This is a genomic window from Arthrobacter sp. K5 (assembly GCF_040448525.1).
GTDB classification, from domain to species: domain Bacteria; phylum Actinomycetota; class Actinomycetes; order Actinomycetales; family Micrococcaceae; genus Arthrobacter; species Arthrobacter globiformis.
In genome coordinates, this window is sequence record NZ_CP159279.1 from 3745014 (window position 1) to 3765240 (window position 20227).

Annotated in this window: 15 protein-coding genes; 9 read left to right on the top strand and 6 right to left on the bottom strand. The window is 66.9% G+C overall.

Translation table 11 applies throughout. The features are described from left to right. Window positions 1–74 precede the first annotated feature (74 nt). Window positions 75–1580, bottom strand: coding sequence for an amino acid permease (locus tag ABRP34_RS17040; RefSeq protein ID WP_353711094.1), 1506 nt, complete (start codon window positions 1578–1580; stop codon window positions 75–77). 288 nt (window positions 1581–1868) lie between these two features. Beyond that, window positions 1869–2786 (bottom strand): SDR family oxidoreductase, encoded by a 918-nt coding sequence (locus ABRP34_RS17045; RefSeq protein WP_353711095.1) that lies wholly within the window; start codon window positions 2784–2786, stop codon window positions 1869–1871. 210 nt (window positions 2787–2996) lie between these two features. Between ABRP34_RS17045 and ABRP34_RS17050 the strand changes: the two genes are divergently transcribed. The 4 genes from ABRP34_RS17050 (at window position 2997) to ABRP34_RS17065 (ending at window position 7808) form a co-directional block, all read left to right on the top strand. Then, window positions 2997–3821, top strand: a complete 825-nt coding sequence (locus ABRP34_RS17050) for an IclR family transcriptional regulator (RefSeq protein ID WP_003799171.1) — start codon at window positions 2997–2999, stop codon at window positions 3819–3821. Between the two features lie 222 nt (window positions 3822–4043). Further along, complete coding sequence (gene hutU / locus ABRP34_RS17055; RefSeq protein WP_003799169.1) at window positions 4044–5741, top strand: urocanate hydratase; 1698 nt, start codon at window positions 4044–4046, stop codon at window positions 5739–5741. A 72-nt stretch (window positions 5742–5813) separates the two neighbouring features. Beyond that, window positions 5814–7406 carry a histidine ammonia-lyase gene (gene hutH / locus ABRP34_RS17060; RefSeq protein WP_353711096.1) on the top strand — a complete coding sequence of 531 codons (1593 nt, stop codon included), beginning with the start codon at window positions 5814–5816 and terminating at the stop codon, window positions 7404–7406. A gap of 165 nt (window positions 7407–7571) precedes the next feature. Then, complete coding sequence (locus tag ABRP34_RS17065) at window positions 7572–7808, top strand: hypothetical protein (RefSeq protein ID WP_003799164.1); 237 nt, start codon at window positions 7572–7574, stop codon at window positions 7806–7808. 111 nt (window positions 7809–7919) lie between these two features. On the opposite strand, the gene ABRP34_RS17070 is transcribed toward ABRP34_RS17065, so the two are convergent. After that, window positions 7920–8180: a hypothetical protein gene (locus ABRP34_RS17070; RefSeq protein ID WP_353711097.1), complete on the bottom strand. Its 261-nt coding sequence runs from the start codon at window positions 8178–8180 to the stop codon at window positions 7920–7922. Window positions 8181–8402: 222 nt separating this feature from the next. Here ABRP34_RS17070 and ABRP34_RS17075 point away from each other — a divergent pair, with 222 nt between their 5' ends. Both ABRP34_RS17075 and ABRP34_RS17080 read left to right on the top strand, forming a co-directional pair. Continuing rightward, the gene (locus ABRP34_RS17075) at window positions 8403–9707 is read left to right on the top strand and encodes a cation:proton antiporter (RefSeq protein WP_353711098.1); all 1305 of its coding nucleotides are present in this window, start codon (window positions 8403–8405) and stop codon (window positions 9705–9707) included. 64 nt (window positions 9708–9771) lie between these two features. Then, entirely contained in the window at window positions 9772–11991 is a 2220-nt protein-coding gene (locus ABRP34_RS17080) for a transglycosylase domain-containing protein (RefSeq protein WP_353711099.1), read from the top strand. A gap of 45 nt (window positions 11992–12036) precedes the next feature. Here the strand turns inward: ABRP34_RS17080 and hutG are convergent, their stop codons facing one another. Both hutG and ABRP34_RS17090 read right to left on the bottom strand, forming a co-directional pair. After that, window positions 12037–12993 (bottom strand): formimidoylglutamase, encoded by a 957-nt coding sequence (gene hutG / locus ABRP34_RS17085; RefSeq protein ID WP_353711100.1) that lies wholly within the window; start codon window positions 12991–12993, stop codon window positions 12037–12039. 97 nt (window positions 12994–13090) lie between these two features. Beyond that, window positions 13091–14530: an NCS2 family permease gene (locus tag ABRP34_RS17090; protein WP_003799155.1), complete on the bottom strand. Its 1440-nt coding sequence runs from the start codon at window positions 14528–14530 to the stop codon at window positions 13091–13093. 112 nt (window positions 14531–14642) lie between these two features. Here ABRP34_RS17090 and ABRP34_RS17095 point away from each other — a divergent pair, with 112 nt between their 5' ends. Then, window positions 14643–15239, top strand: coding sequence for a copper resistance CopC family protein (locus ABRP34_RS17095; RefSeq protein ID WP_353711101.1), 597 nt, complete (start codon window positions 14643–14645; stop codon window positions 15237–15239). Between the two features lie 34 nt (window positions 15240–15273). Here the strand turns inward: ABRP34_RS17095 and ABRP34_RS17100 are convergent, their stop codons facing one another. Next, window positions 15274–15903 (bottom strand): FAD-dependent monooxygenase, encoded by a 630-nt coding sequence (locus ABRP34_RS17100; RefSeq protein ID WP_043417914.1) that lies wholly within the window; start codon window positions 15901–15903, stop codon window positions 15274–15276. A gap of 443 nt (window positions 15904–16346) precedes the next feature. Between ABRP34_RS17100 and ABRP34_RS17105 the strand changes: the two genes are divergently transcribed. Together ABRP34_RS17105 and ABRP34_RS17110 are read left to right on the top strand one after the other, a co-directional pair. Beyond that, window positions 16347–17384 (top strand): universal stress protein, encoded by a 1038-nt coding sequence (locus ABRP34_RS17105; protein WP_353711102.1) that lies wholly within the window; start codon window positions 16347–16349, stop codon window positions 17382–17384. A 3-nt stretch (window positions 17385–17387) separates the two neighbouring features. Beyond that, window positions 17388–20213 (top strand): PEP/pyruvate-binding domain-containing protein, encoded by a 2826-nt coding sequence (locus ABRP34_RS17110; RefSeq protein WP_353711103.1) that lies wholly within the window; start codon window positions 17388–17390, stop codon window positions 20211–20213. The last annotated feature ends 14 nt before the right edge of the window (window positions 20214–20227 follow it).

The following is a 20227-nucleotide window of genomic DNA, read 5'->3' on the forward strand; positions in this document are numbered from 1 at the left end:
AAGTACCTGTCTTTACCCATTTTTACTACTTGTTTTTGCTTCTTCCCACTTGCCACGCCATTTTCGCGGGAATCCTACTCAGTTTTGGCGACCACAGGCAACGGGGAGGTCTCATCCTCAAGGTGGGCACGCCGTCGTCCGCTGCCCCTGACCCAGAGCCGGAAGGCGACCACCAGCAGTCCCAGCCACGCGGCCCCCACATAGAGCGCCACGCGCGTGTCGTCGAAGAAGCCAAGCACCGCGATCACCAGCCCCATGAAGCCGATGGTGAGGACCGACGCCGCCGGCCACCAAGGCGAGGGGAACTCCGACGCCGGCAGGCCATTCCGGGCGATCTCGCGTTTCATCGCCACGTGGGAGGCCAGAATCATGACCCACACCCACACCGTGGCGAACGTGGCGATGGATGCGATGAGCAGGAAGACATCTTCCGGGATGACCGCGTTCAGGACCACTCCCACCAGCAGGATCCCGGCCATCATCACCACAGTCATCCACGGCACGCCATGCCGGGAAACCCGCCCGAAGCTCTGCGGTGCATGCCCCTGCCTGGCCAAGCCGAAGAGGATCCGCCCGGCGCCGAAGATGTCGCTGTTGATGGCGGACAGGGCGGCGGTGATCACCACGGCATTGAGGATGTGCGGTGCGGCGGGAATGCCCAGGCCGCTGAAGATCTGCACGAACGGGCTGCCGCCGCTGCCGATCTCGTTCCACGGAAAGAGGCTCATCAGCACGCCGAGGGTGAGTACATAGAACAGCAGGACCCGGACCGGCACTGTATTGACGGCCTTCGGGATCACCTTCTTGGGGTCGGCTGCCTCGCCGGCTGTGATGCCGATGGTTTCAATCCCGCCGAAGGCGAACATGACGACGGCGAACGAGGCCAGGAGCCCCTCGAAGCCGTTCGGGAACAGGCCGCCGTGCTCCACCAGGTTACCCAGGCCCGGAACTGCCGAGGTGTCACCGTTCTGGAACCCGAACGCCAGGATGGCCGCACCGCCCGCGATCATGGCGATAATGGCTGCAACCTTGACCAGCGTGAACCAGAATTCGAGTTCGCCGAAGACCTTTACGCTCAGCAGATTCAGCGCCGCAAGGAGGAAGATGATGGCCAGGATCCAGACCCACCGCTCCACGGACGGGAACCAGAAGCCCATATAAATGCTGAAGGCGGTGACATCGGCGATGGCCACGATCGCCATCTCGAAGACGTAGGTCCAGCCGGTCACGAAGCCTGCGAGCGGGCCAAGATAGCGGCTGGCGTACTGCCCGAAGGATCCGGAAACCGGGTGCCGCACGGCCATTTCGCCAAGTGCGCGCATCACCATGAACACGGCCGCGCCGCCGATCATGTAGGCGAGCAGCACGGCGGGGCCGGCTTTTTGGATGGCCGACGCGGAACCGTAGAACAGGCCGGTGCCGATGGCGGAGCCCAGCGCCATGAAACGGATGTGGCGGACGTTGAGGCCGCGGTTCAGAACGGTTCCGACGGCGGTTCCGACGGCGTTGCGCCCGGTTCCGACGGCGGTGCTGGTCGCGTTTTCGGGCGCCAACTCATCAGTTGTTTGGGCTTGTTGCATGCGAATACCTTCTCGTCATTGGGAGGGGGATCGCTATCCAGCAGACCATGTTCGGAGGAGCTGTGATGAGACTCACGGGCTCTTGGTGTCTTTGATTTCAGACTGTGCGACGCACTGCATTTGGTGCGAACGGTGGCCATGCTCCGCGGCCGCGTCGGCAAAAATGTGCCCTGTCCCTGCTGCTAATGCCTCGCAACCCCGTGCCTGGTTTTTGCCGGATCCGAGATGCATGCAGCCCGAGGAGATGGATGGCAGCTGCCGAAGTCAGATCCAGCAGCCCCCTCCGCCTCAGCGGTAGCCGGTATCATCGGCGGGAAGTCCGGCGTCCTGGACCTCCGCCAGGTAGCGCCAGCAGTCAGGCCGGGAGCCGTCGACGTCGGTGAAGCCGTACTCCAGTGCCAGCCCGCCGGAGGAGAACGAGCCGCCGGTTCGGCGGTGTACGTCAGAATCGGCGGCCAGGGCCGCGACCGCCCGGCCCACAAACAACGGGCTTTCCGAAATGGCGGCGAAGTGCGGATTCGTGGCCGCTGCCTCCCGCCAGTTGGCTTCGGTCACGCCGTAGTGCTTGAGCATCATTTCCGAGCGCATCCACCCCGGGGTCAGTGCCACGGCCGCGCAACCGAACGGCTTCAGCTCCTCGGCCTGGCTGAAGGCGAGCCGCAGGACAGCGGACTTGGCGAGGTCGTAAAACGCCGAAAGCCGGTAATGCGTGGTGTTGTACTCCCGCGTTCCGTCCGTCATTTCCACCACTAGTCCTCCCGGCCGCCGGATGAGCAGCGGCAGCGCGAAGTGGCTCGTGACCAGGTGCGTGTCGACGGCCCCGTGCAGCATCCGCAGACCTCCGTCCAGGTCGTGTTCCCAAAGGGGTGTATTCCACTGGATGAGGTTTTCGCCGCCCCAAATGTCATTCACGAGGATGTCAAGCCGACCGTGCCCGTCCTCGATTCGGCGGACCAGCGCTTCTACCTCCGGGGCGTTGAAATGGTCCACCGCCACTGCGATGCCGGTCCCGCCGGCCTCGCTCACCATGGCGGCCGTTTCATCAATGGTTTCCGGGCGGCGGTAGTCGGACGTCCGGCCCTTGGTAGTGCGTCCGGTGCAGTAGACCACCGCCCCGGCTTCACCGAGGGCCAAGGCCGTTCCGCGGCCTGCCCCCCGCGTGGCCCCGGCGACCAGCGCTACCTTGCCCCTTAGCGGAAATTCCATGGACAAACGCTACCGCCGTATCCGGGGAAGCGGGATGATGGGACCAACCAAGTGATGTCTGGTATTCCAGACGGCCGTGGTTCCGAAGGAGGGTCGCAGAGAGCGGACTGGGCGCAAGCTTAAGTACGGGATACCGGACACCTTTCGGGCTAGACCCCGAAAAGACAGAAATCCCGAATGGACGGCCAGACGACGAGGCGTGGAGGACACATGGCAGGCACGATGGCGGCGACGGCGGCAAGGCGGCCGGAATCAGCGGTCAAAGCGAAGGTTCCCGCCGCGGAAAACACCCTGCGGATCCTCAAACTGTTGGCTTCCAGGCGGGGGCCGATGGCGGCGTCGAACATTGCCACGGCGCTGGGGCTGCCCCGCTCGAGCGTCTACCACCTCCTGGGCGTCATGGAGGCGAACGGCTTCGTCCTGCACCTGCACGAGGAGCAGCGCTACGGCCTCGGCATCAGCGCCTTCGAGCTCAGTTCCGCGTACTCGCGGCAGGAACCGCTGTCCAGGCTGGGGCGGCCCATGCTCGCGTCCCTTGTTGATGTCCTTGGCGAAAGCGCACACCTGGCGGTACTGCACGGCCGGGACGTGCTCTACATTGTGGAGGAGCGGGCCAAGCACCGGCCATCCCTGGTGACCGACGTCGGGGTCCGGCTGCCCAGCCACCTTACCGCCAGCGGTCGGGCCATCCTTGCCGCACTGCCCAAGTCCCAGGTACGCGCGCTATATCCGAATGCCGCCGCCTTCACTGCCCGGCACGAGGTGGAGGGGGCCATCATGAAGTACTCGGCCCTGTCATCGCACCTGGACCAGGTGCGGCAGCGTGGCTACGCCACGGAACACGGGGAGGTTACACCCGGCTTTGGCTCCATCGCCGCCGCTGTCACGGATCATCTTGGATGGCCGACGGCGGCGGTCGCCGTCACGTTCCTCGAGGACAAGCTGCCGGAGGACCAGTGGCCGGTGCTCGCCGCCCGTGTGCAAAAGGTCGCCGACGAACTCTCGGTGCGCATCCACGGTCGCCCTGCGAAATAGGCAGCAGCCCAACTAGGTAGCAGCAGAGGGCGTTCCCAGCCCTGAGAACCCCCTGTGCTGCTACCTAGTTGGGTCTGGGATACCGGACAGCACCAGCCGGAAACCCCTGTCTGGCCCGCTCAGAAGGGGCTTTAGTTGATACAGAAGCACTTCCGCTCAAACCAAGAATTCTGCAACCCGCAACAGCGATACATCCCACACCCGCAAGACGAAGGAGCCACCATGGCACCCGCCGATTTCACCACCGGTGCCCGCCCGGTCAAAGCAGCCCGCGGCACCGAGCTCACCGCCAAGTCCTGGCAGACCGAGGCACCCCTGCGCATGCTCATGAACAACCTGGATCCCGAGGTCGCCGAACGCCCCGATGACCTGGTGGTCTACGGCGGCACCGGCCGCGCGGTCCGGTCCTGGGCAGCATTCGACGCCATCACCCGAACCCTCGAAACCATGGACAAGGACGAGACCCTGCTGGTCCAGTCCGGAAAGCCCGTCGGGGTGTTCCGCACCAACGAGTGGGCGCCGCGCGTGCTGCTGGCCAACTCCAACCTCGTCGGCGACTGGGCCACGTGGCCGGAATTCCGCCGGCTCGAGGCCGAGGGCCTGATGATGTACGGCCAGATGACGGCAGGCTCCTGGATCTACATCGGAACCCAGGGCATCCTGCAGGGCACCTTCGAGACCTTCGCCGCGATCGCCCGCAAGATCACCGGGGACGAAAACGGCACATTGGCGGGAACCCTGACGCTGACCGGCGGCTGCGGCGGCATGGGCGGCGCCCAGCCGCTGGCCGTCACCCTGAACGAGGGCGCCTGCCTGATTGTCGACGTCGACGAGACCCGCCTGCGCCGCCGCGCCGGCAAGCGCTACCTGGACGAGGTGGAAACCGACCTCGAGGCCGCCATCGCCAAGGTCCTCAAAGCCAAAGAGGAACGCCGCGGCTGGTCCGTGGGCTATGTGGGCAACGCGGCCGAGGTCTTCCCCGAACTGCTTCGCCGCCACAAGGCCGGCGAGCTGACGGTCGACATTGTCACCGACCAGACCTCCGCACACGACCCCCTGAGCTACCTGCCGGAGGGCATTTCCGTGGACGAATGGCACCGCGAAGCCGAGGCTGATCCGGAGGGCTTCACCAAGAAGGCCCAGGCCTCGATGGCCAAGCACGTCCAGGCCATGGTCGAGTTCCAGGACGCCGGCGCCGAGGTGTTCGACTACGGCAACTCCATCCGTGACGAAGCCCGCAAGGGCGGCTACAGCCGGGCGTTCGAATTCCCCGGCTTCGTCCCCGCCTACATCCGGCCGCTGTTCTGCGAAGGCCTCGGCCCGTTCCGCTGGGTTGCCCTGTCCGGTGACCCGGAAGATATCCGCGTCACCGACGAGGCCATCAAGGAACTGTTCCCGGAGAACAAGCACCTGCACCGCTGGATCGACGCCGCCCAGGAGCGCGTCGAATTCGAAGGCCTGCCCGCCCGGATCTGCTGGCTGGGCTACGGCGAACGTGCCAAGGCCGGCCTGTTGTTCAACCGGCTGGTCAAGGAAGGCAAGGTCAAGGCGCCCATCGTGATTGGCCGCGACCACCTCGACTCCGGCTCCGTCGCCTCGCCGTACCGCGAGACCGAGGCCATGGCCGACGGCTCCGACGCCATCGCCGACTGGCCCATGCTCAACGCCCTGCTCAACACGGCGTCCGGCGCCACGTGGGTCTCGCTGCACCACGGCGGGGGAGTGGGCATCGGCCGCTCCATCCACGCAGGCCAGGTATCCGTCGCCGACGGTACCGACCTCGCGGCGCAGAAACTCGAGCGGCTTCTCACCAACGATCCGGGCATGGGCGTGATCCGGCATGTCGATGCCGGCTACGACCGCGCCGTCGACGTCGCCAAGGAACGCGGCGTCCGCATCCCCATGAACGAGTCCCGGTGATTGAGCCTGCCGAAATCCAGGTTTAGACAAGCTCAACCACCGCCGCAAACCTCCACCACTGAAGTAGGAACCATGACTGCCATTACCCACGAACCGCTTACCGTTACCCTCGGTGCCAGCGGTGTCACGCCTGAGGACGTCGTCGCCGTCGCCCGCCACGACGCCAAGGTGACTGTCTCCCAGGAAGCACTGGACACGGTCGCCAAGGTCCGCGCGCACATCGACGAACTGGCCCACAGCGAAGTCCCGGCCTACGGCATCTCCACCGGCTTCGGCGCGCTGGCCAACCGGCACATCCCGAACGAGCTGCGCACACAGCTGCAGAAGTCCCTCATCCGCAGCCACGCCGCCGGCATGGGCCCTGCGGTGGAACGCGAAGTGGTGCGCGGCATCATGTTCCTGCGCGCCAAGACGCTGGCATCGGGCCGCACCGGGGTCCGGCCCGTGGTCCTGCAGACCATGGTGGATGTGCTGAACGCCGGCATCACCCCGGTGGTCCGCGAGTTCGGTTCGCTGGGCTGCTCCGGCGACCTCGCACCGCTGTCCCACTGCGCCCTTGTCCTCATGGGCGAAGGCGAGGCAACCGGGCCTGACGGCGAACTCTACGGGGGTGCCGGCCAGCCCACGGTTGCCCAGCTGCTCGCCGCGCACGGCATCGAGCCGGTGACCCTGGCCGAGAAGGAAGGGCTGGCGCTGGTCAACGGCACCGAGGGCATGCTGGGCATGCTCCTGATGGCCATTGCGGACCTGCGGCAACTGCTGACGACGGCGGACATCACCGCGGCGCTCAGCGTCGAGGCGCTGCTCGGCACCGACCAGGTGTTCCTGCCCGAGCTGCACGCCGCCCTGCGGCCGCACCCGGGCCAGGCGGCCAGTGCCGACAACATGCTCCGGGTCCTTTCCGACTCAGCGATCGTTGCCTCGCACCGCGTGGGCGATTCCCGCGTCCAGGACGCCTACTCCCTGCGCTGCGCACCCCAGGTCGCGGGCGCCGTAAGGGACACCGTGGACCACGCCGAACTGGTGGCCTCCCGTGAACTCGCGGCCGCCATCGACAACCCGGTGGTCCTGCCTGACGGCCGGGTCAGCTCCAACGGCAACTTCCACGGTGCCCCGGTGGCCTACGTGCTCGACTATCTGGCCATCGCGGTCGCGGACCTTAGCTCCATCGCCGAACGGCGGACGGACCGCATGCTGGACCCGGCCCGCTCGCACGGTTTGCCGGCGTTCCTGGCCGCGGATCCGGGCGTGGACTCGGGCCTCATGATCGCCCAGTACACCCAGGCCGGTCTGGTCTCGGACAACAAGCGGCTCGCGGTTCCCGCGTCCGTGGACTCCATCCCGAGCTCCGCCATGCAGGAAGACCACGTGTCCATGGGCTGGCACGCTGCCCGCAAGCTCCGGAAGGCCGTGGAGAACCTGCGCCGGGTGCTCGCGATTGAACTCGTGACCTCGGCACGGGCGATTGACATGCGCACCCAGCTTTCGGGTGGCCAGCTGACGCCCGGACCTGCCGGGGCGGCGGTCCTCGAAACGCTGCGGACCGTCGTTGGAGGTCCGGGCACGGACCGGTTCCTCTCACCCGAGCTTGAGGCCGCCGACCGGCTGGTCGCCTCCGGTGCGGTGCGGACGGCAGCCGAATCCGCCGTCGGAAACCTCGCCTAGAGGTGAACATTGTGCACCGCCGGCAAACATTTGCCGGCGGTGCCGAAATACTCTGCAACGCGCCGCACAGAGCCCTGCGAGTGTAGTAGAACTAAAGGTGTAGTAAAAGTCACATCAAAGAAGCTGTGGCGTAAGAAGAACATCCACAAAGGGGTAGAAGTTCACATGAAAGCACGCGGGACAGTTCTGTCCAGACGCATGGCACACGCAGCTACGGTTTCCGACTGGGGATCGCTGCACGTGGGCGAGCGGGTTGAGATCATCAAGCAGGCGCACGTCATTGCGGCAGGCGAGGTGGAAGAAATCTCACGGAGCGGAAACGTGCTGTGGCTGGTCTGCAGCGGAGCAGCAGAGTCGCAGCTCTTTATGAAGTCCGACGGCGTGCAGGTGCGCCGGATGTAATCCGGCTGAAGCCGTGCGGTAGAACGCACGCAGGAAATCAAAAAGCCCCCGACCTTGGATCATTTGGCGTTTCGGCCAGAATGGGCTCAGGATCGGGGGCTTTTTCGCGTGTTAGGCTGCGATGTCCTCGTGTGTTTCACCGAACGGAACGGACTCGTCGAGGGCCACCGTGTAACGGCCTGGCTCCAGGCGGGTGACCTTGATGCCGCAGGTGCCTTCCTGGGCAGCGGTTTCGATCAGCCTCTCAACCGCGCTTTCCAGGCCGTCGTGGACCTGGTCGGCGCTGGTGAAGGCCAGGTCGATGGACCGGGCATCCGCTGAGCGGGACGCGCTCGAAGGAGCGGTTGGGCGCTCCATGGTTGCTGTGCTCATGTACTGACTTTCTTTGGTTCTTGCCGGGGGGCAGTAGACCATTCTACCGGGAATCGGCCCAAAGGTAAGATGACTGTCATTTGACAAGCTTGTTGACGATAGTTGTCTTATCAACCATTTTGCCCTGGCGCGGCATTTGGAAGCGCCCCTGCGCCGCGCTCCCTCGTGCCTTGCGCGCTAGTGTTGGTCAGGTCCGAGAGGCCGACGGCGCAGGAGGCGACCGTGTTTGAAGGTGCCAGCATCATGTTCGCCGCGGCGGGCATAGCCGTCTTTGTTGCCGCGATCCTGCCCAAGGCCCTGCGCGATGCTCCAATCTCCATGCCGATGGTGTTCCTGGGCGCCGGCGCCGCCGCCTTCGGCCTGCTTCCCAATCTTCCCGACCCGAGCCCTGTCCAGCACCCCGAACTGACGCTGCATCTGACCGAGGTGTGCGTGATCATCTCGCTGATGGGAGCCGGGCTGGCGCTGGACCGTCCGGTGGGGCGGCGCAACTGGGCCACCACCTGGCGGATGCTCGGTATTGCGATGCCCCTGTGCATGCTCGGCCTGACACTCCTCGGACTCTGGCTGCTGGGCCTGGGACTCGCCGCCGCGCTCCTCGTGGCCGCCGCCCTGGCCCCCACGGATCCGGTCCTGGCGTCCGAGGTGCAGGTGGGAGAGCCGGCCGACGAGGAAGAGGGCACCGACCAGGAAGACGAGGTCAGGTTCGCCCTGACCTCGGAGGCGGGACTGAACGACGGGCTGGCCTTTCCCTTTGTGTACCTGGCCATTGCCATGAGCCTCGTGGGGACCGCGCCGTCGGCCTGGTTTCCGGAGTGGTTCGGCGTGGACGTCCTGTGGCGCATCGGAATGGGCGTGCTGCTGGGCTACGGTACTGGCAAGGTGCTGGCCCGGCTGTTCTTCTCCGCCCGGCACGACAGCATCCGGCTGTCCAACCACTCCGAAGGCTTCGTTGCGCTGGCCGCCACCTTCCTGGCGTACGGCGTCACCGAAATGATCGAGGGCTACGGCTTCATCGCTGTGTTCGTCTGTGCCGTGACCATCAGGGCGGCGGAACGCACCCACGGCTATCACCGCATCCTTCACTCCTACGTGGAACAGCTCGAGCGGCTCCTGACGGTGGTCATCCTGGTCCTCTTGGGCGGGGCGATCGTGCGGGGCCTGCTGGCCGACGTCGGGTGGGTCGAGGTGGGCGTGGCGCTGGCCTTCCTGGTCCTGGTCCGTCCGCTGTCCGGCTGGCTGGCGCTGGCCCGCGGCAAGACCGGTCCCCGGGAACGGATCGCCATTTCCTTCTTCGGCATCCGGGGCATCGGCTCCCTGTATTACCTTTCGTACGCCTTGGGCCAGGGCAGCTTCGGGGACCAGGCGGAGCGCCTGTGGAGCATCATCGGACTCGTCGTGGCCATGTCCGTGGTGCTTCACGGGGCCACCACGGCGCCGGTCATGAAGCGTCTGGACCGGCTCCGCGAGCACAAGGCGGCCGAGAAATTCGGCGACGAGGGAAAGGCGCCGCACACGCCGGTCTGACCCAGCGGATCACGAATCTCGCGGGTATTCTGCTTTCCGGCCGATCGTGTGGTGAGCTTGGATCATGGCAGGCAGAAGGTTGGTATCCCGTTTGGCCCTCGCGCTGGCAAAGCTGCTGGGGTTCGTGATTGTCAGCTGCCTCTGCGGGGTCCTCGTGGCCAGCTTCCTGGTGCCCGGGGCCGCCCTCGCCGGCACCTCGGTCAGCAGGTCGATTTCCTACTTCAACAGCCTGCCCACCGAACTCGCGGTGCCTGCGCCGTCGCAAACCACCCGCATGCTGACGGCTGACGGCAAGCTCATCGCTACGTTCTACTCAGAGAACAGGGTCCGCGTTCCGCTGAAGCAGATGTCCCCGTTTATCCGGAAGGCCGTCGTCGCCATCGAGGACAGCCGGTTCTATGAGCACAGCGGCGTGGACACGCAGGGCATCCTCCGCGCTCTGACCAGCAACCTGACCCGCGGCGACCGGCAGGGCGCCTCCACCCTCACCCAGCAGTACGTCACCAACATTGTGAACGAGTCCCTGATTTCCGAAGGCCGTGAGGACCAGGTGGTGCTCAGCGGGCAGAAGACCATGGGGGACAAGCTGCGCGAGATGCGGCTCGCCATGGCCTTGGAGAAGAAATTCACCAAGGACCAGATCCTCGAGGGCTATCTCAACATCGTCTTCTTCAACCGCAGCGCCTATGGCATTGAGGCGGCGGCCCAGTATTTCTTCAGCCTTCCGGCCAGCAGGCTGACCCTGCCGCAGTCTGCGCTGCTCGCGGGCCTGGTTAACAGCCCCAGCTTCTACGATCCTGTGGCCAACCCCAAGAACTCGCTGAAGCGCCGCAACCAGGTCCTTGGCGAAATGCTCAAGCAGAAGATGATTACCAAGAAGCAGCATGATGCCGCGGTGGCTTCAGGGGTTGGCCTGAAGGTGCGGCCTTCGCGGCAGGGGTGCGCCGCTGCCACCATGGCCCCGTACTTCTGCGACTACGTGACCCGGCTCTTCCTCAACAACCCGGCCTACGGCGCTGACACAGAGGCCCGGGAAAAGCGGCTCTTCCGCGGCGGCCTGACCATCACCACCACGCTGGACAGCCGGCTGCAGGCCAAGGCCCAGGCGCAGGTGAACGCCACCGCCGGCGCCAATCCGGACAGGTGGGGCGCTTCGCTGGTCACCGTCCAGCCGGGCACCGGCCGGGTCCTGGCGATGGCGCAGAACACGGTGTACCTGCCCCAGCCCGGCAAGTTCGACACCCAGCTGAACTTCAACGTGGACGCCAAGGACGCCATCGGCAACGACCTCAACGGCGCCGGCGGGTTCCAGCCCGGATCCACCATGAAGCCCTTCACCTTCGCCGAGTGGCTGCACCAGGGCAAGACCATGACCACGGTCGTGGACGCCTCGAAGCGAGAGTATCCGCTGGGCTTCCGCTGGCGGTCCTCCTGCGGCAAGGTGGCCGGCGGCTACAGCACCAAGCAGCGCAGGGCAGGACTTGAAACGGCTGACGACCTGCAGAACGCCTCGGAGGGCTACTACCGCAAGATGCCGGCCGACTACGGGCTCTACAACTCCATCAACACGGCCACCTTTGCCGAGGCCGCGCAGCTGGACTTCTGCGGGATCCAGAACATGGTCAACGCGGTCGGGCTCCGCAGCGGGCTGGACGGGACGCCAATCGATATGCACCAGCTGGGCAACCTCCTGGGCGGCACCGGCGTTGCCCCGCTGACCATGGCCAACGCCTTTGCCACCTTCGCCGCGGACGGCCGCTACTGCGTGCCGGTGGCCCTGGCCGGGGTGGCGGACATGGCGGGCAAGAAGCTGCCCGCGGAGGTGCAGAAGTGCAGCGAAACCGTGGACAAGAACGTGGTCCGCGGGGTGAATAAGGCATTGCAGGACATGCTCAACAAGGGCTCCGGAATCTACATCAACCCCAAGGTGCAAAAGAGCGTGCCGGTGGCGGCCAAAACAGGCACCAACAACAGCAACGGCGCCACCTGGGTGCTGGGCTACACCACCGGCCTGGCCACGGCCTCGTTCTTCGGGGACGCCCTCGAGGGCCAGCAGCGTCCGGGCCGGAACATCACCATCAAGGGCACGCACTACGACCGCATTGACGGCTACATGATCGCGGGTCCGCAGTGGGCAAACTACATGCTCCAGGTGGCGCGGCTCTATCCCGCCGCCGCCTTCCCCAAGCCGCCGGCGTCGATCGTCAGCAAGCCCGCGGCGAAGCCCGGGGCGCCCGCCCGTCCAGCCCCGAAGCCCACGGCCAAGCCCAAGCCCAAGGATTAGCCGGGGCCAAGGATTTAGACGGCCCCGGACAACCCGGACGAACGCTCAGCCCAGCAGGATGCTGACCAGACGCGCGGCCACGCGGGCGGTCCGGTTGTCGATGTCGAAGGCCGGGTTCAGTTCGGCCACGTCCGCGTGCAGCAGCTTGCCGCTGGCCACCGCCTGGCGGCAGACGGCACTGATCACCGGCAGCGGAACGCCGTACGCCGCCGGGGCGCTGACGCCCGGGGCCACCGCAGCCGGCAGCACGTCCAGGTCGATGGTCAGGTAAAGGACATCGATCCCGCTGAGGAAATCCGCCACAAAGGCCTCGGCCGCGGCGGCGGTGCAGTCCTCGTCCAGGAGGTATTTCACGCCCAGCTCGTCGGCGGTGCTGAACAGCGCGCGCGTGTTGTTGGGTTCGGAAATTCCGACGACGGCGTACTTCAGTTCGCGCCCCGCGGCCGCTTCCGCGCGGGCCATCTGGAGGAATGGGGTCCCGGAGCTGGGTGCGGCCTCCTCCCGGAGGTCGAAGTGGGCATCAAGGTTGAGCACGCCCAGCCGCTGGCCATCGCGGACCGCCCGGGACCCTGCCACACCGAGGTAGCTGGCGTAGGCGGTTTCGTGGCCGCCGCCCAGCAGCACGGTGAGGCGGCCGCCGTCGAGCAGTGCCGCAACGGCGAGGCCTGCGCGGGCCTGGCCTGCCTCCAGTTCGCCGTCGCGGACCGCCACGTCACCGGCGTCGGCGACCGGCCGCTCCGAGTGGTAGGCGAGCGGTCCCAGTGCACTGCGGATGGCCGCCGGGGCGGCCGCGGCTCCGGTCCTGCCCTTGTTCCGGCGCACGCCCTCGTCACTGCAGAACCCGAGAATCACGGCCGGGCGCTGTGTGGCGGAGCCCAGCACAGTCTTACCGGTGGCAGGCGTCACCGCCTGCCACCACCGGCGGTGTGCTTCGCCGTCGCCGTCGTAGCGGCCCGTCCAGGGGCGGGGTTGAACGTCAACTGGGAGCGCGGGAAAGTCCATGCTTCAAGCTCACCGTAAGGACACAGCTAAAGCCAGCAGCGCCGCCGTCGTGATGTCTGAAATACCGGAAACGGCAAACCCGCCAGGAAGGCCGGTGCTACATGCCCAGCGCCTGCTCAATCGGGCCGATTCCGAAGAACAGGACGAAGGCAGCTGCGACGGCCCACATCAGCGGGTGCACTTCGCGGGCGCGGCCCTGGAAGGTGCGGATGAGGACATAGGAGATAAAGCCGGCGCCCAGGCCGTTGGCGATCGAGTAGGTGAACGGCATCAGCGTGAACGTGAGGAAAGCGGGCATGGCGATGCCCCAGTCCTGCCAGTGGATCTTGCTGATTTGGGCCACCATCATGAAACCGACCACCACCAGGGCCGGGGCCACGGCCTCGAACGGCACAAGGTTGATGAGCGGGGTGAAGAACATGGCCACCAGGAACAGCAGGCCCGTCACGATCGAAGCCAGGCCCGTCCGCGCGCCTTCGCCGATGCCTGCACCGGACTCGACGTAGATCTGGTTGGAGGAGACGGACGCACCGCCGCCGACGATGGCGCCGAGGGCGTCCACCTGCAGGACGCGGTCAACGTTGGGGATGTTGCCGTCCTTGTCCACGGTGCCGGCCTCGTTGGCCAGGCCCACCATGGTGCCCATCGCGTCGAAGAAGATGCTGAGCAGGATGACGAACGCGAGCAGCGCTGCGGCCACAACGCCCAGATGGCTGAAGGCGCCGACCGGGTTGGCTTTGCCGATCAGGGAGAGGTCGGGAGCGGCCCATTCGGTGAACGTGGGAGCAACCAGGGACCATCCCTGCGGGTTGAAGTTTTTGCCGTCGAAGCTGGGGCCGATGTGGAGCGTGAACTCGAGGATGACGGCCAGGATGGTGGAGGCGACGATGCCGATCAGGATGGCGCCCTTGACGTTGCGCACCAGCAAGGCGATGGTCAGGATGAGGCCGAACACGAACACCAGGGTGGGCCAGCCCAGGAGCTTGCCGTCAAAGCCGAGACCCACCGGAACGGTGGTCCCGGCCGCGTCCGGAACGCGCCGGACGAAGCCGGCGTTGACCAGGCCGATGAGGGCGATGAACAGGCCGATGCCCACCACGATTGCGGTCTTGAGCCCGTCCGGAACGGCCCGGAACACGGCGGTCCGGAAGCCGGTCAGGACCAGGATCATCATGGTGACGCCCGAGAGGACCACCAGTCCCATCATGTCCGGCCAGGTCAGGCCCGGGTTGGTGGCCACTGTCACGGCCACGAAGGCGTTGACTCCCAGGCCGGTGGCCATGGCGAAGGGGTGCTTTGCCCACGCGCCCATGAGGATGGTCAGGATGCCGGCAACAAAGGCGGTGACGGCAGCGACCGCCTGGAAACCGAGTGTGGCGCCGGAGGAGTCCGCAACGGACAGGATCAGGGGGTTTAGCACCACGATGTAGCTCATGGCAAAGAACGTGGCAAAACCGCCGCGGATCTCGCGGGAAAGGTTGGACCCCCGTTCGGAAATCTTGAAGTACCGGTCCAGTGCAGAGCCCTGTTTGAGCATTAGTCCTCCGGTGAGAGAGCGTGGGGTTACTTGAATCCTAGTAGGTTGCCGGGTGCCTACCCAGCAAATTCGCCTAGTCTGTAAGGAAGTCAACACGAGGAGTCGTCCGCCCATGCGTTTCACCCGCCAGCTGCTGTCCGCCCTCCTTGGCGCGCTCGCGCTCGTCGCCCTGCTCTTTACCGCGGGACCCGCTTCCGCGCACGACGCCGCCGAAGCCAGCAGCCCTGCCGACGGCGCCACGGTGGCAACAGCTCCCGCCAAGGTCTCGATCACCTTCAACAACACCCCGCTGGGGCTCGGCTCGCAGGTCAAGGTGACCGACGCCGCCGGAACTGACTGGGCCGACGGCAAGGTGGAGATCGTGGACAACACCGCCTCGCAGAAGCTGCGGGAAGGCGCACCTGCCGGGAAGTACACCGTGGTGTGGCGCGTAGTGAGCTCGGATTCCCATCCGATCGAGGGCACGTTCGCCTTTACCGCCACGGCCGCTGCGGCGGGGGGAACATCGGCGCCCGTTCAGACCGCCGGTACGCCGCAGCCGGGAGCCACGCAGGCCACGGGAACAGCTCCGGAGTCCTCGGAGCCCTTCCCGTGGAGCATCGTGGTGTTTGCCGCCGTGGCTCTCGGCCTGCTCGTCATCCTCGGTGTGCTGGCACGCCGGAGGCTCGGCGTGGGCGACCGGCCTGACGACGGGGATGCCGGGAAATAGCGCCCGCTTCAGACGCCCGCTTCAGACGCCCGCTTCAGACAGCCGGGGCGGGCAGAGCCGGGAAGCTTCCGGTCAGCACCGACGGCACACTGTCCGGGTAGACCTTCGCCGAGATGGCCTGGCCCACCACCTTGGCCTGGCGCAACACTTCCTTCGGCGTCGGCGTAATGAGCTCACCCACGCCGACCAGGTAAATGCCTATGGCGCGCATGGCGGCGACCAGGTTGGTGCCGATGGAGATGCCGAGGTCCGTGAGCATGCGCCGCAGCTGGCTGTGCGCACAGCGCGTGAGCACAATGTGGTCGGCCAGCAGGACGCCGTCCGGGGTATGCACGGCCCAGCGGTGCAGCGAGGCTTCCGCCCCCGGCCCCATCTTGTCGAGCAACACGGCAGACGTGTCGCTGCGGATGTCCAGCTGGTGGCTTGACGCGTAGTTGCGCAAGTGCCGAAGGATTTCGTTCCGCTCCTGGATTGACGCCGCCTCGGCGTCGTCGCACCGCTGGTGCCCGGATTTCTGGAACGACTGGCCGCCGGGGGATTCCAGCCGGCTGACGATGATTGAATCAACTCCCCGGCGCCGGAGTTCCGTGGCGATTGCCAAACCGGGAAGCCCGGTGCCGATGACCACAGTGGTGGTCCGTTCTGCGCCGCTGAGACCAGGCATGCGTGACACTACAACTTCCTCCTCGAGAATTTCGAAGTACAGGGCATCATCGCCGTGCACCGTCCACTGCCCCAGCAAGCAGACACAAGCCATCTCCGGCTGTGCGGTGGAGCACAATCCGGATCGATGGTGCCTCGACATTACAGAATTTTTTGGTCGCTGGATACCCTTCCGGAAACATTGATTTGCAGGGCTTTGCATGGCGTCACCGGAGCACCCTGAAGGGCGCCGGAGGAGTGCCAGAAGGGGTGGAAAACAGCACCCCGCGAGGATCTTCAGGGCCCCGTCGGGCCCGCTTGCTAAGAGGTCGCCGACCGAGAATAGTTGGTCTTAAGGCAGGCTGTGCATAACCGGGAACCGGACGGCCTGCCGGTGACGGCTAGGCGGGCCGCTTCTGGCAGAATAGCCGCATCATCAGGCAGTATCGCGAGGAGGCGGACCGAATGGACGCACACGAATTGCATCCCGACCCGGCACGGGATGGCGGTGCCCGGCACGCGAGACCCGAAGGAATCGTCGTCGGCGTCGACGGTTCGGACCACGGCCAGTGCGCACTCGTGTGGGCTGCCCGTGAAGCCGAACGCCGCCGTCGTCCCCTCCACATTGTCACCGCCTACTCGGTGCCCATCTTTGCCGCGTCCGGACTCGACGGCGGCTATGCCACCGTGGATGACTCGGTGATCCGCGAGGGCGCCGAGGCCATCCTGCAGCATGCTGTGGACAAGGTGGCGGGCTACAACATCAACGTCAGTGCCTCGGTCGAGAACGGGGACGCATCCGGCGTGCTGCTGGACCTGTCCGAATCCGCCGAGCTGCTGGTCTTCGGGACGCGGGGGCGTGGCGGCTTCGTAGGGCGGCTCCTCGGCTCCGTGAGCAGCGCGCTTCCGGCCCACGCCAAATGCCCCACGGTCACGGTTCCGCTGATCTGTTCCGACCGTCTGGGCGAGACCACCCAGGACAAACACATCCGGGCCGAGCAGGCCAAGGCCGGCCACGGCCCCGTGGAGCAGGTCGTTGCCGTGGGGGTGGACGGGTCTGAGCAGGCCCGCGTCGCGGTCCTGGAAGCCGCGGAGCAGGCCGAACGCCTCGGCGCGCCGCTTCGGGTGATCTGCGCCGTGCCGCAGTACAGCGGATCCCTTGCCTGGGTTCCGGCCCCGCTGGACCGGGAAGCGCTTTTCGCCGATATCCAGGTCCAGCTCAAGGCCGGGGTGGCCTGGCTGCAGAGCCACTTCCCGCGGCTGGCCATCGAGACCCGCCTGCTGGACGGCTCGCCCGTGGATGTGCTGGTGGAGGCCAGCCGGCACGTTGAGCTGATAGTCGTGGGAACCCGCGGCCGTGGCGGCTTTACCGGCATGCTCCTGGGGTCGACGTCGGATGGCGTCCTGCACCATGCCAAGAGCCCCGTGATGGTGGTCCCGGACCGGGAAGACCCCCGGCTCGCCGACCGTGCCAGCTTCGGACCGGTGCTCGGCGCCTCGTAGCGCATGAGCGGGCTGGTGCTCGGCCTCGGGGACCTCAGCGCATCCATGCTGCCGCAGGTTGGCGGCAAGGCCGCCAACCTCGGCGAGTTGCTGGCGGCTGGCCTCCCGGTGCCGGACGGGTTCTGCCTGACCACTGAAGCCTACGTCCAGGCCGTGGGGCCGCTGGGGCTCGCAGAGGTGCACAGCGCCCTCCAGGACACTCCGGCCGACGACCTCGAAACGCTCGCGGGCCTGGCCGGCAGGGCCCGCAGCCTGATTACGGCAGCAGAACTGCCGACGGCGACCGCCGGGGAAATACTCACGGCCTACCGGGCGCTGGACGGCGTTCCCGTCGCGGTGCGGTCCTCGGCCACGGCCGAGGACCTTCCCTTCGCCAGCTTTGCCGGCCAGCAGGACACCTACCTGAATGTCATCGACGCCGTCGCGCTGCTGGACGCCGTCCGGAAGTGCTGGGCCTCGCTGTGGACTGACCGGGCGGTGGCATACCGCGCCAGCCGGAACATCGACCCCGCAACGGTGGCCCTCGCCGTCGTCGTCCAGCGCATGGTGGACGCCGACGCGGCGGGGGTGATGTTCACCGCCAACCCGGTCACCGGCAGGCGCCGGGAGGCTGTGATCGACGCCAGCTCCGGGCTCGGCGAGGCCGTGGTGTCGGGCGCCGTCAATCCAGACCACTTCGTCGTGGACACCGCATCCGGTGCCATCCTGCAGCGCCGCCTGGGCGACAAGCGGACGGCTGTCAGGCCGCTGCCCGGGGGAGGCACCGAATACGTCGAGCAGGGCACAGACCAGGGCGCGGGCACAGATGAGGTTGCACCGAACCAGCCCTGCCTCACCGACGCGCAGATCCGGGAACTCGCAGCCCTGGGGAGCAAGGCCGAAGCCCACTTCGGCGCCCCGCAGGACACGGAGTGGGCGCTCGACGGCGAGGGTAAAGTCTGGCTGACCCAGTCCCGGCCCATCACCACGCTTTACCCGCTGCCGGCGAAGGACCGTCATGGGGAGCAGGACCGTCTTGGGGAGAAGGCCGGTCTGACGGAGAGTGCCCCGTGGCGGGGCAGCCCGGTGGAGGAGTTGCGGGTCTACCTGTGCTTTAGCCTTGCCCAGGGCCTCACCCGGCCGCTGACTCCCATGGGGCTCGCCGCCCTCAGGCGGGTCGGCTCGTCGGTTGCTGCCGCCGCCGGCTTTGACGTTCCGGACCCCCGCAGCGGGCCCCCGCCCTACGTCGAGGCCGGACAGCGCATCTTCGTCGACCTGACCGCCGCCGCGCGGAGCACCGTGGGCCGCCGGATCGTCCCGAATGTCTTCGACGTCATGGAGGCACGCTCCGCCAAGGTCCTGCGCAGCGTGTTCGACGACCCGCGACTCTCCGTCACCCGCCGCACACCCTGGGACCTTCTCAGACACGTGGTCCCCCTCGCGGCCCGGGCCCGCGTCCCGGAAGCAGCGATCCGGGCGCTGGTCCGTCCCGAGGCGGCCCTCAAACGCCTGAACCGCTTCACCACGGAATTCAACGCGACGCTGGAACTGCCCCAGGGCGCCTCCCCGCGCGCGCGGCTTGACCACGCCGAGGGGATACTCTCGCGGCTCTTCCCCAACCTTCCAGCCGTGCTCCCGCTGGCCGGCCTGGGCTTCGCCATGCTCGGGCTCGCCGGGAAACTCCTTGGTGCCGGCAAACTTTTTGGTGCCGGCACACGCAGCACCGGGCAAGACAGTGCCAGCAAGGACAATGCCGGGCCGGAACGTGACATCGACCTCCAGCCCGTGCTCCGCGGTCTCCCCAACAACGTGACAACCGAGATGGACCTCGAGCTGTGGCGGATCGCCGCGGCGGTCAGGTCCGACGCAGAATCGGTGGCCGTGCTCACCGGGCATCCCCCGACGGTGCTGGCGCAGCGCTTCGCCGCGGGCGACTTGCCGGCTGCAGCCCAAGATGGGCTGGCAGAATTCCTGGCCGGGTACGGGCACCGGGCTGTCGCCGAGATCGACGTCGGGATGCCCCGCTGGCGGGACGACCCTACCCACATCCTTGGTGTCCTGGCCAACTACCTCCGGCTGGAGGACCCCGAACGCGCCCCCGACCGGCAGTTCAGCAAGGCAGCGGCCGAAGCGGACGCACACATCGAGCGGCTGGTGGCCGAGGCCCGTTCGAGGGGACGCCTCCGCGCCGTGGCCGTCCGGGGGGCGCTGCGGCGGGCCAGGCTCTTCGCCGGGCTGCGCGAACTTCCCAAATTCCAGATCGTCCTGGCGCTGGCGGAGGTCCGGAAACAGCTGGCCGAAGTCGGCACCGTGCTGGCGGAACAGAAACGGCTCGCCCGGGCAGAGGACATCTTCTTCCTGGACTTTGCCGAAGCGAACCAGGCGCTGGACGGTACAGACATGCAGGACCTTGTGGCGCAGCGGCAGGGGGCCTATTACCTGGAACTTGAGCGGCGCCACATTCCGCGGATGCTGCTCTCGGACGGAACGGAACCCGAAACGCTGCTTACCGCGGTCGGAACCGCCGACGCCGGGGCACTGTCCGGGAGCCCGGCGTCGGCGGGAACGGTGACAGCGCCCGCCCGCGTCATCCTCGACCCCGTGGGTGCCCACCTGGAACCGGGCGAGATCCTCGTGGCACCGTCCACGGACCCGGGCTGGACCCCGCTGTTCCTCACGGCAGGCGGCCTGGTGATGGAGATGGGCGGCCCCAATTCCCACGGCGCGGTGGTCGCCCGGGAGTACGGCATCCCCGCCGTGGTGGGCGTCGCCGACGCCACCTCGCTGCTCAATACGGGCCAGGAAGTGACAGTCGACGGCGGTGCTGGCACCGTGGTGCCCGGCGCCTAAGGGCTCGGGACCAC

Bases quoted from the DNA above. Each gene is read 5' to 3' on its own strand.
- ABRP34_RS17040 (WP_353711094.1), bottom strand. From the start codon at position 1,580: ATGCAACAAGCCCAAACAACTGATGAGTTGGCGCCCGAAAACGCGACC.
- ABRP34_RS17045 (WP_353711095.1), bottom strand. From the start codon at position 2,786: ATGGAATTTCCGCTAAGGGGCAAGGTAGCGCTGGTCGCCGGGGCCACG.
- ABRP34_RS17050 (WP_003799171.1), top strand. From the start codon at position 2,997: ATGGCAGGCACGATGGCGGCGACGGCGGCAAGGCGGCCGGAATCAGCG.
- hutU (WP_003799169.1), top strand. From the start codon at position 4,044: ATGGCACCCGCCGATTTCACCACCGGTGCCCGCCCGGTCAAAGCAGCC.
- hutH (WP_353711096.1), top strand. From the start codon at position 5,814: ATGACTGCCATTACCCACGAACCGCTTACCGTTACCCTCGGTGCCAGC.
- ABRP34_RS17065 (WP_003799164.1), top strand. From the start codon at position 7,572: ATGAAAGCACGCGGGACAGTTCTGTCCAGACGCATGGCACACGCAGCT.
- ABRP34_RS17070 (WP_353711097.1), bottom strand. From the start codon at position 8,180: ATGAGCACAGCAACCATGGAGCGCCCAACCGCTCCTTCGAGCGCGTCC.
- ABRP34_RS17080 (WP_353711099.1), top strand. From the start codon at position 9,772: ATGGCAGGCAGAAGGTTGGTATCCCGTTTGGCCCTCGCGCTGGCAAAG.
- hutG (WP_353711100.1), bottom strand. From the start codon at position 12,993: ATGGACTTTCCCGCGCTCCCAGTTGACGTTCAACCCCGCCCCTGGACG.
- ABRP34_RS17090 (WP_003799155.1), bottom strand. From the start codon at position 14,530: ATGCTCAAACAGGGCTCTGCACTGGACCGGTACTTCAAGATTTCCGAA.
- ABRP34_RS17095 (WP_353711101.1), top strand. From the start codon at position 14,643: ATGCGTTTCACCCGCCAGCTGCTGTCCGCCCTCCTTGGCGCGCTCGCG.
- ABRP34_RS17100 (WP_043417914.1), bottom strand. From the start codon at position 15,903: ATGCCTGGTCTCAGCGGCGCAGAACGGACCACCACTGTGGTCATCGGC.
- ABRP34_RS17105 (WP_353711102.1), top strand. From the start codon at position 16,347: ATGGACGCACACGAATTGCATCCCGACCCGGCACGGGATGGCGGTGCC.
- ABRP34_RS17110 (WP_353711103.1), top strand. From the start codon at position 17,388: ATGAGCGGGCTGGTGCTCGGCCTCGGGGACCTCAGCGCATCCATGCTG.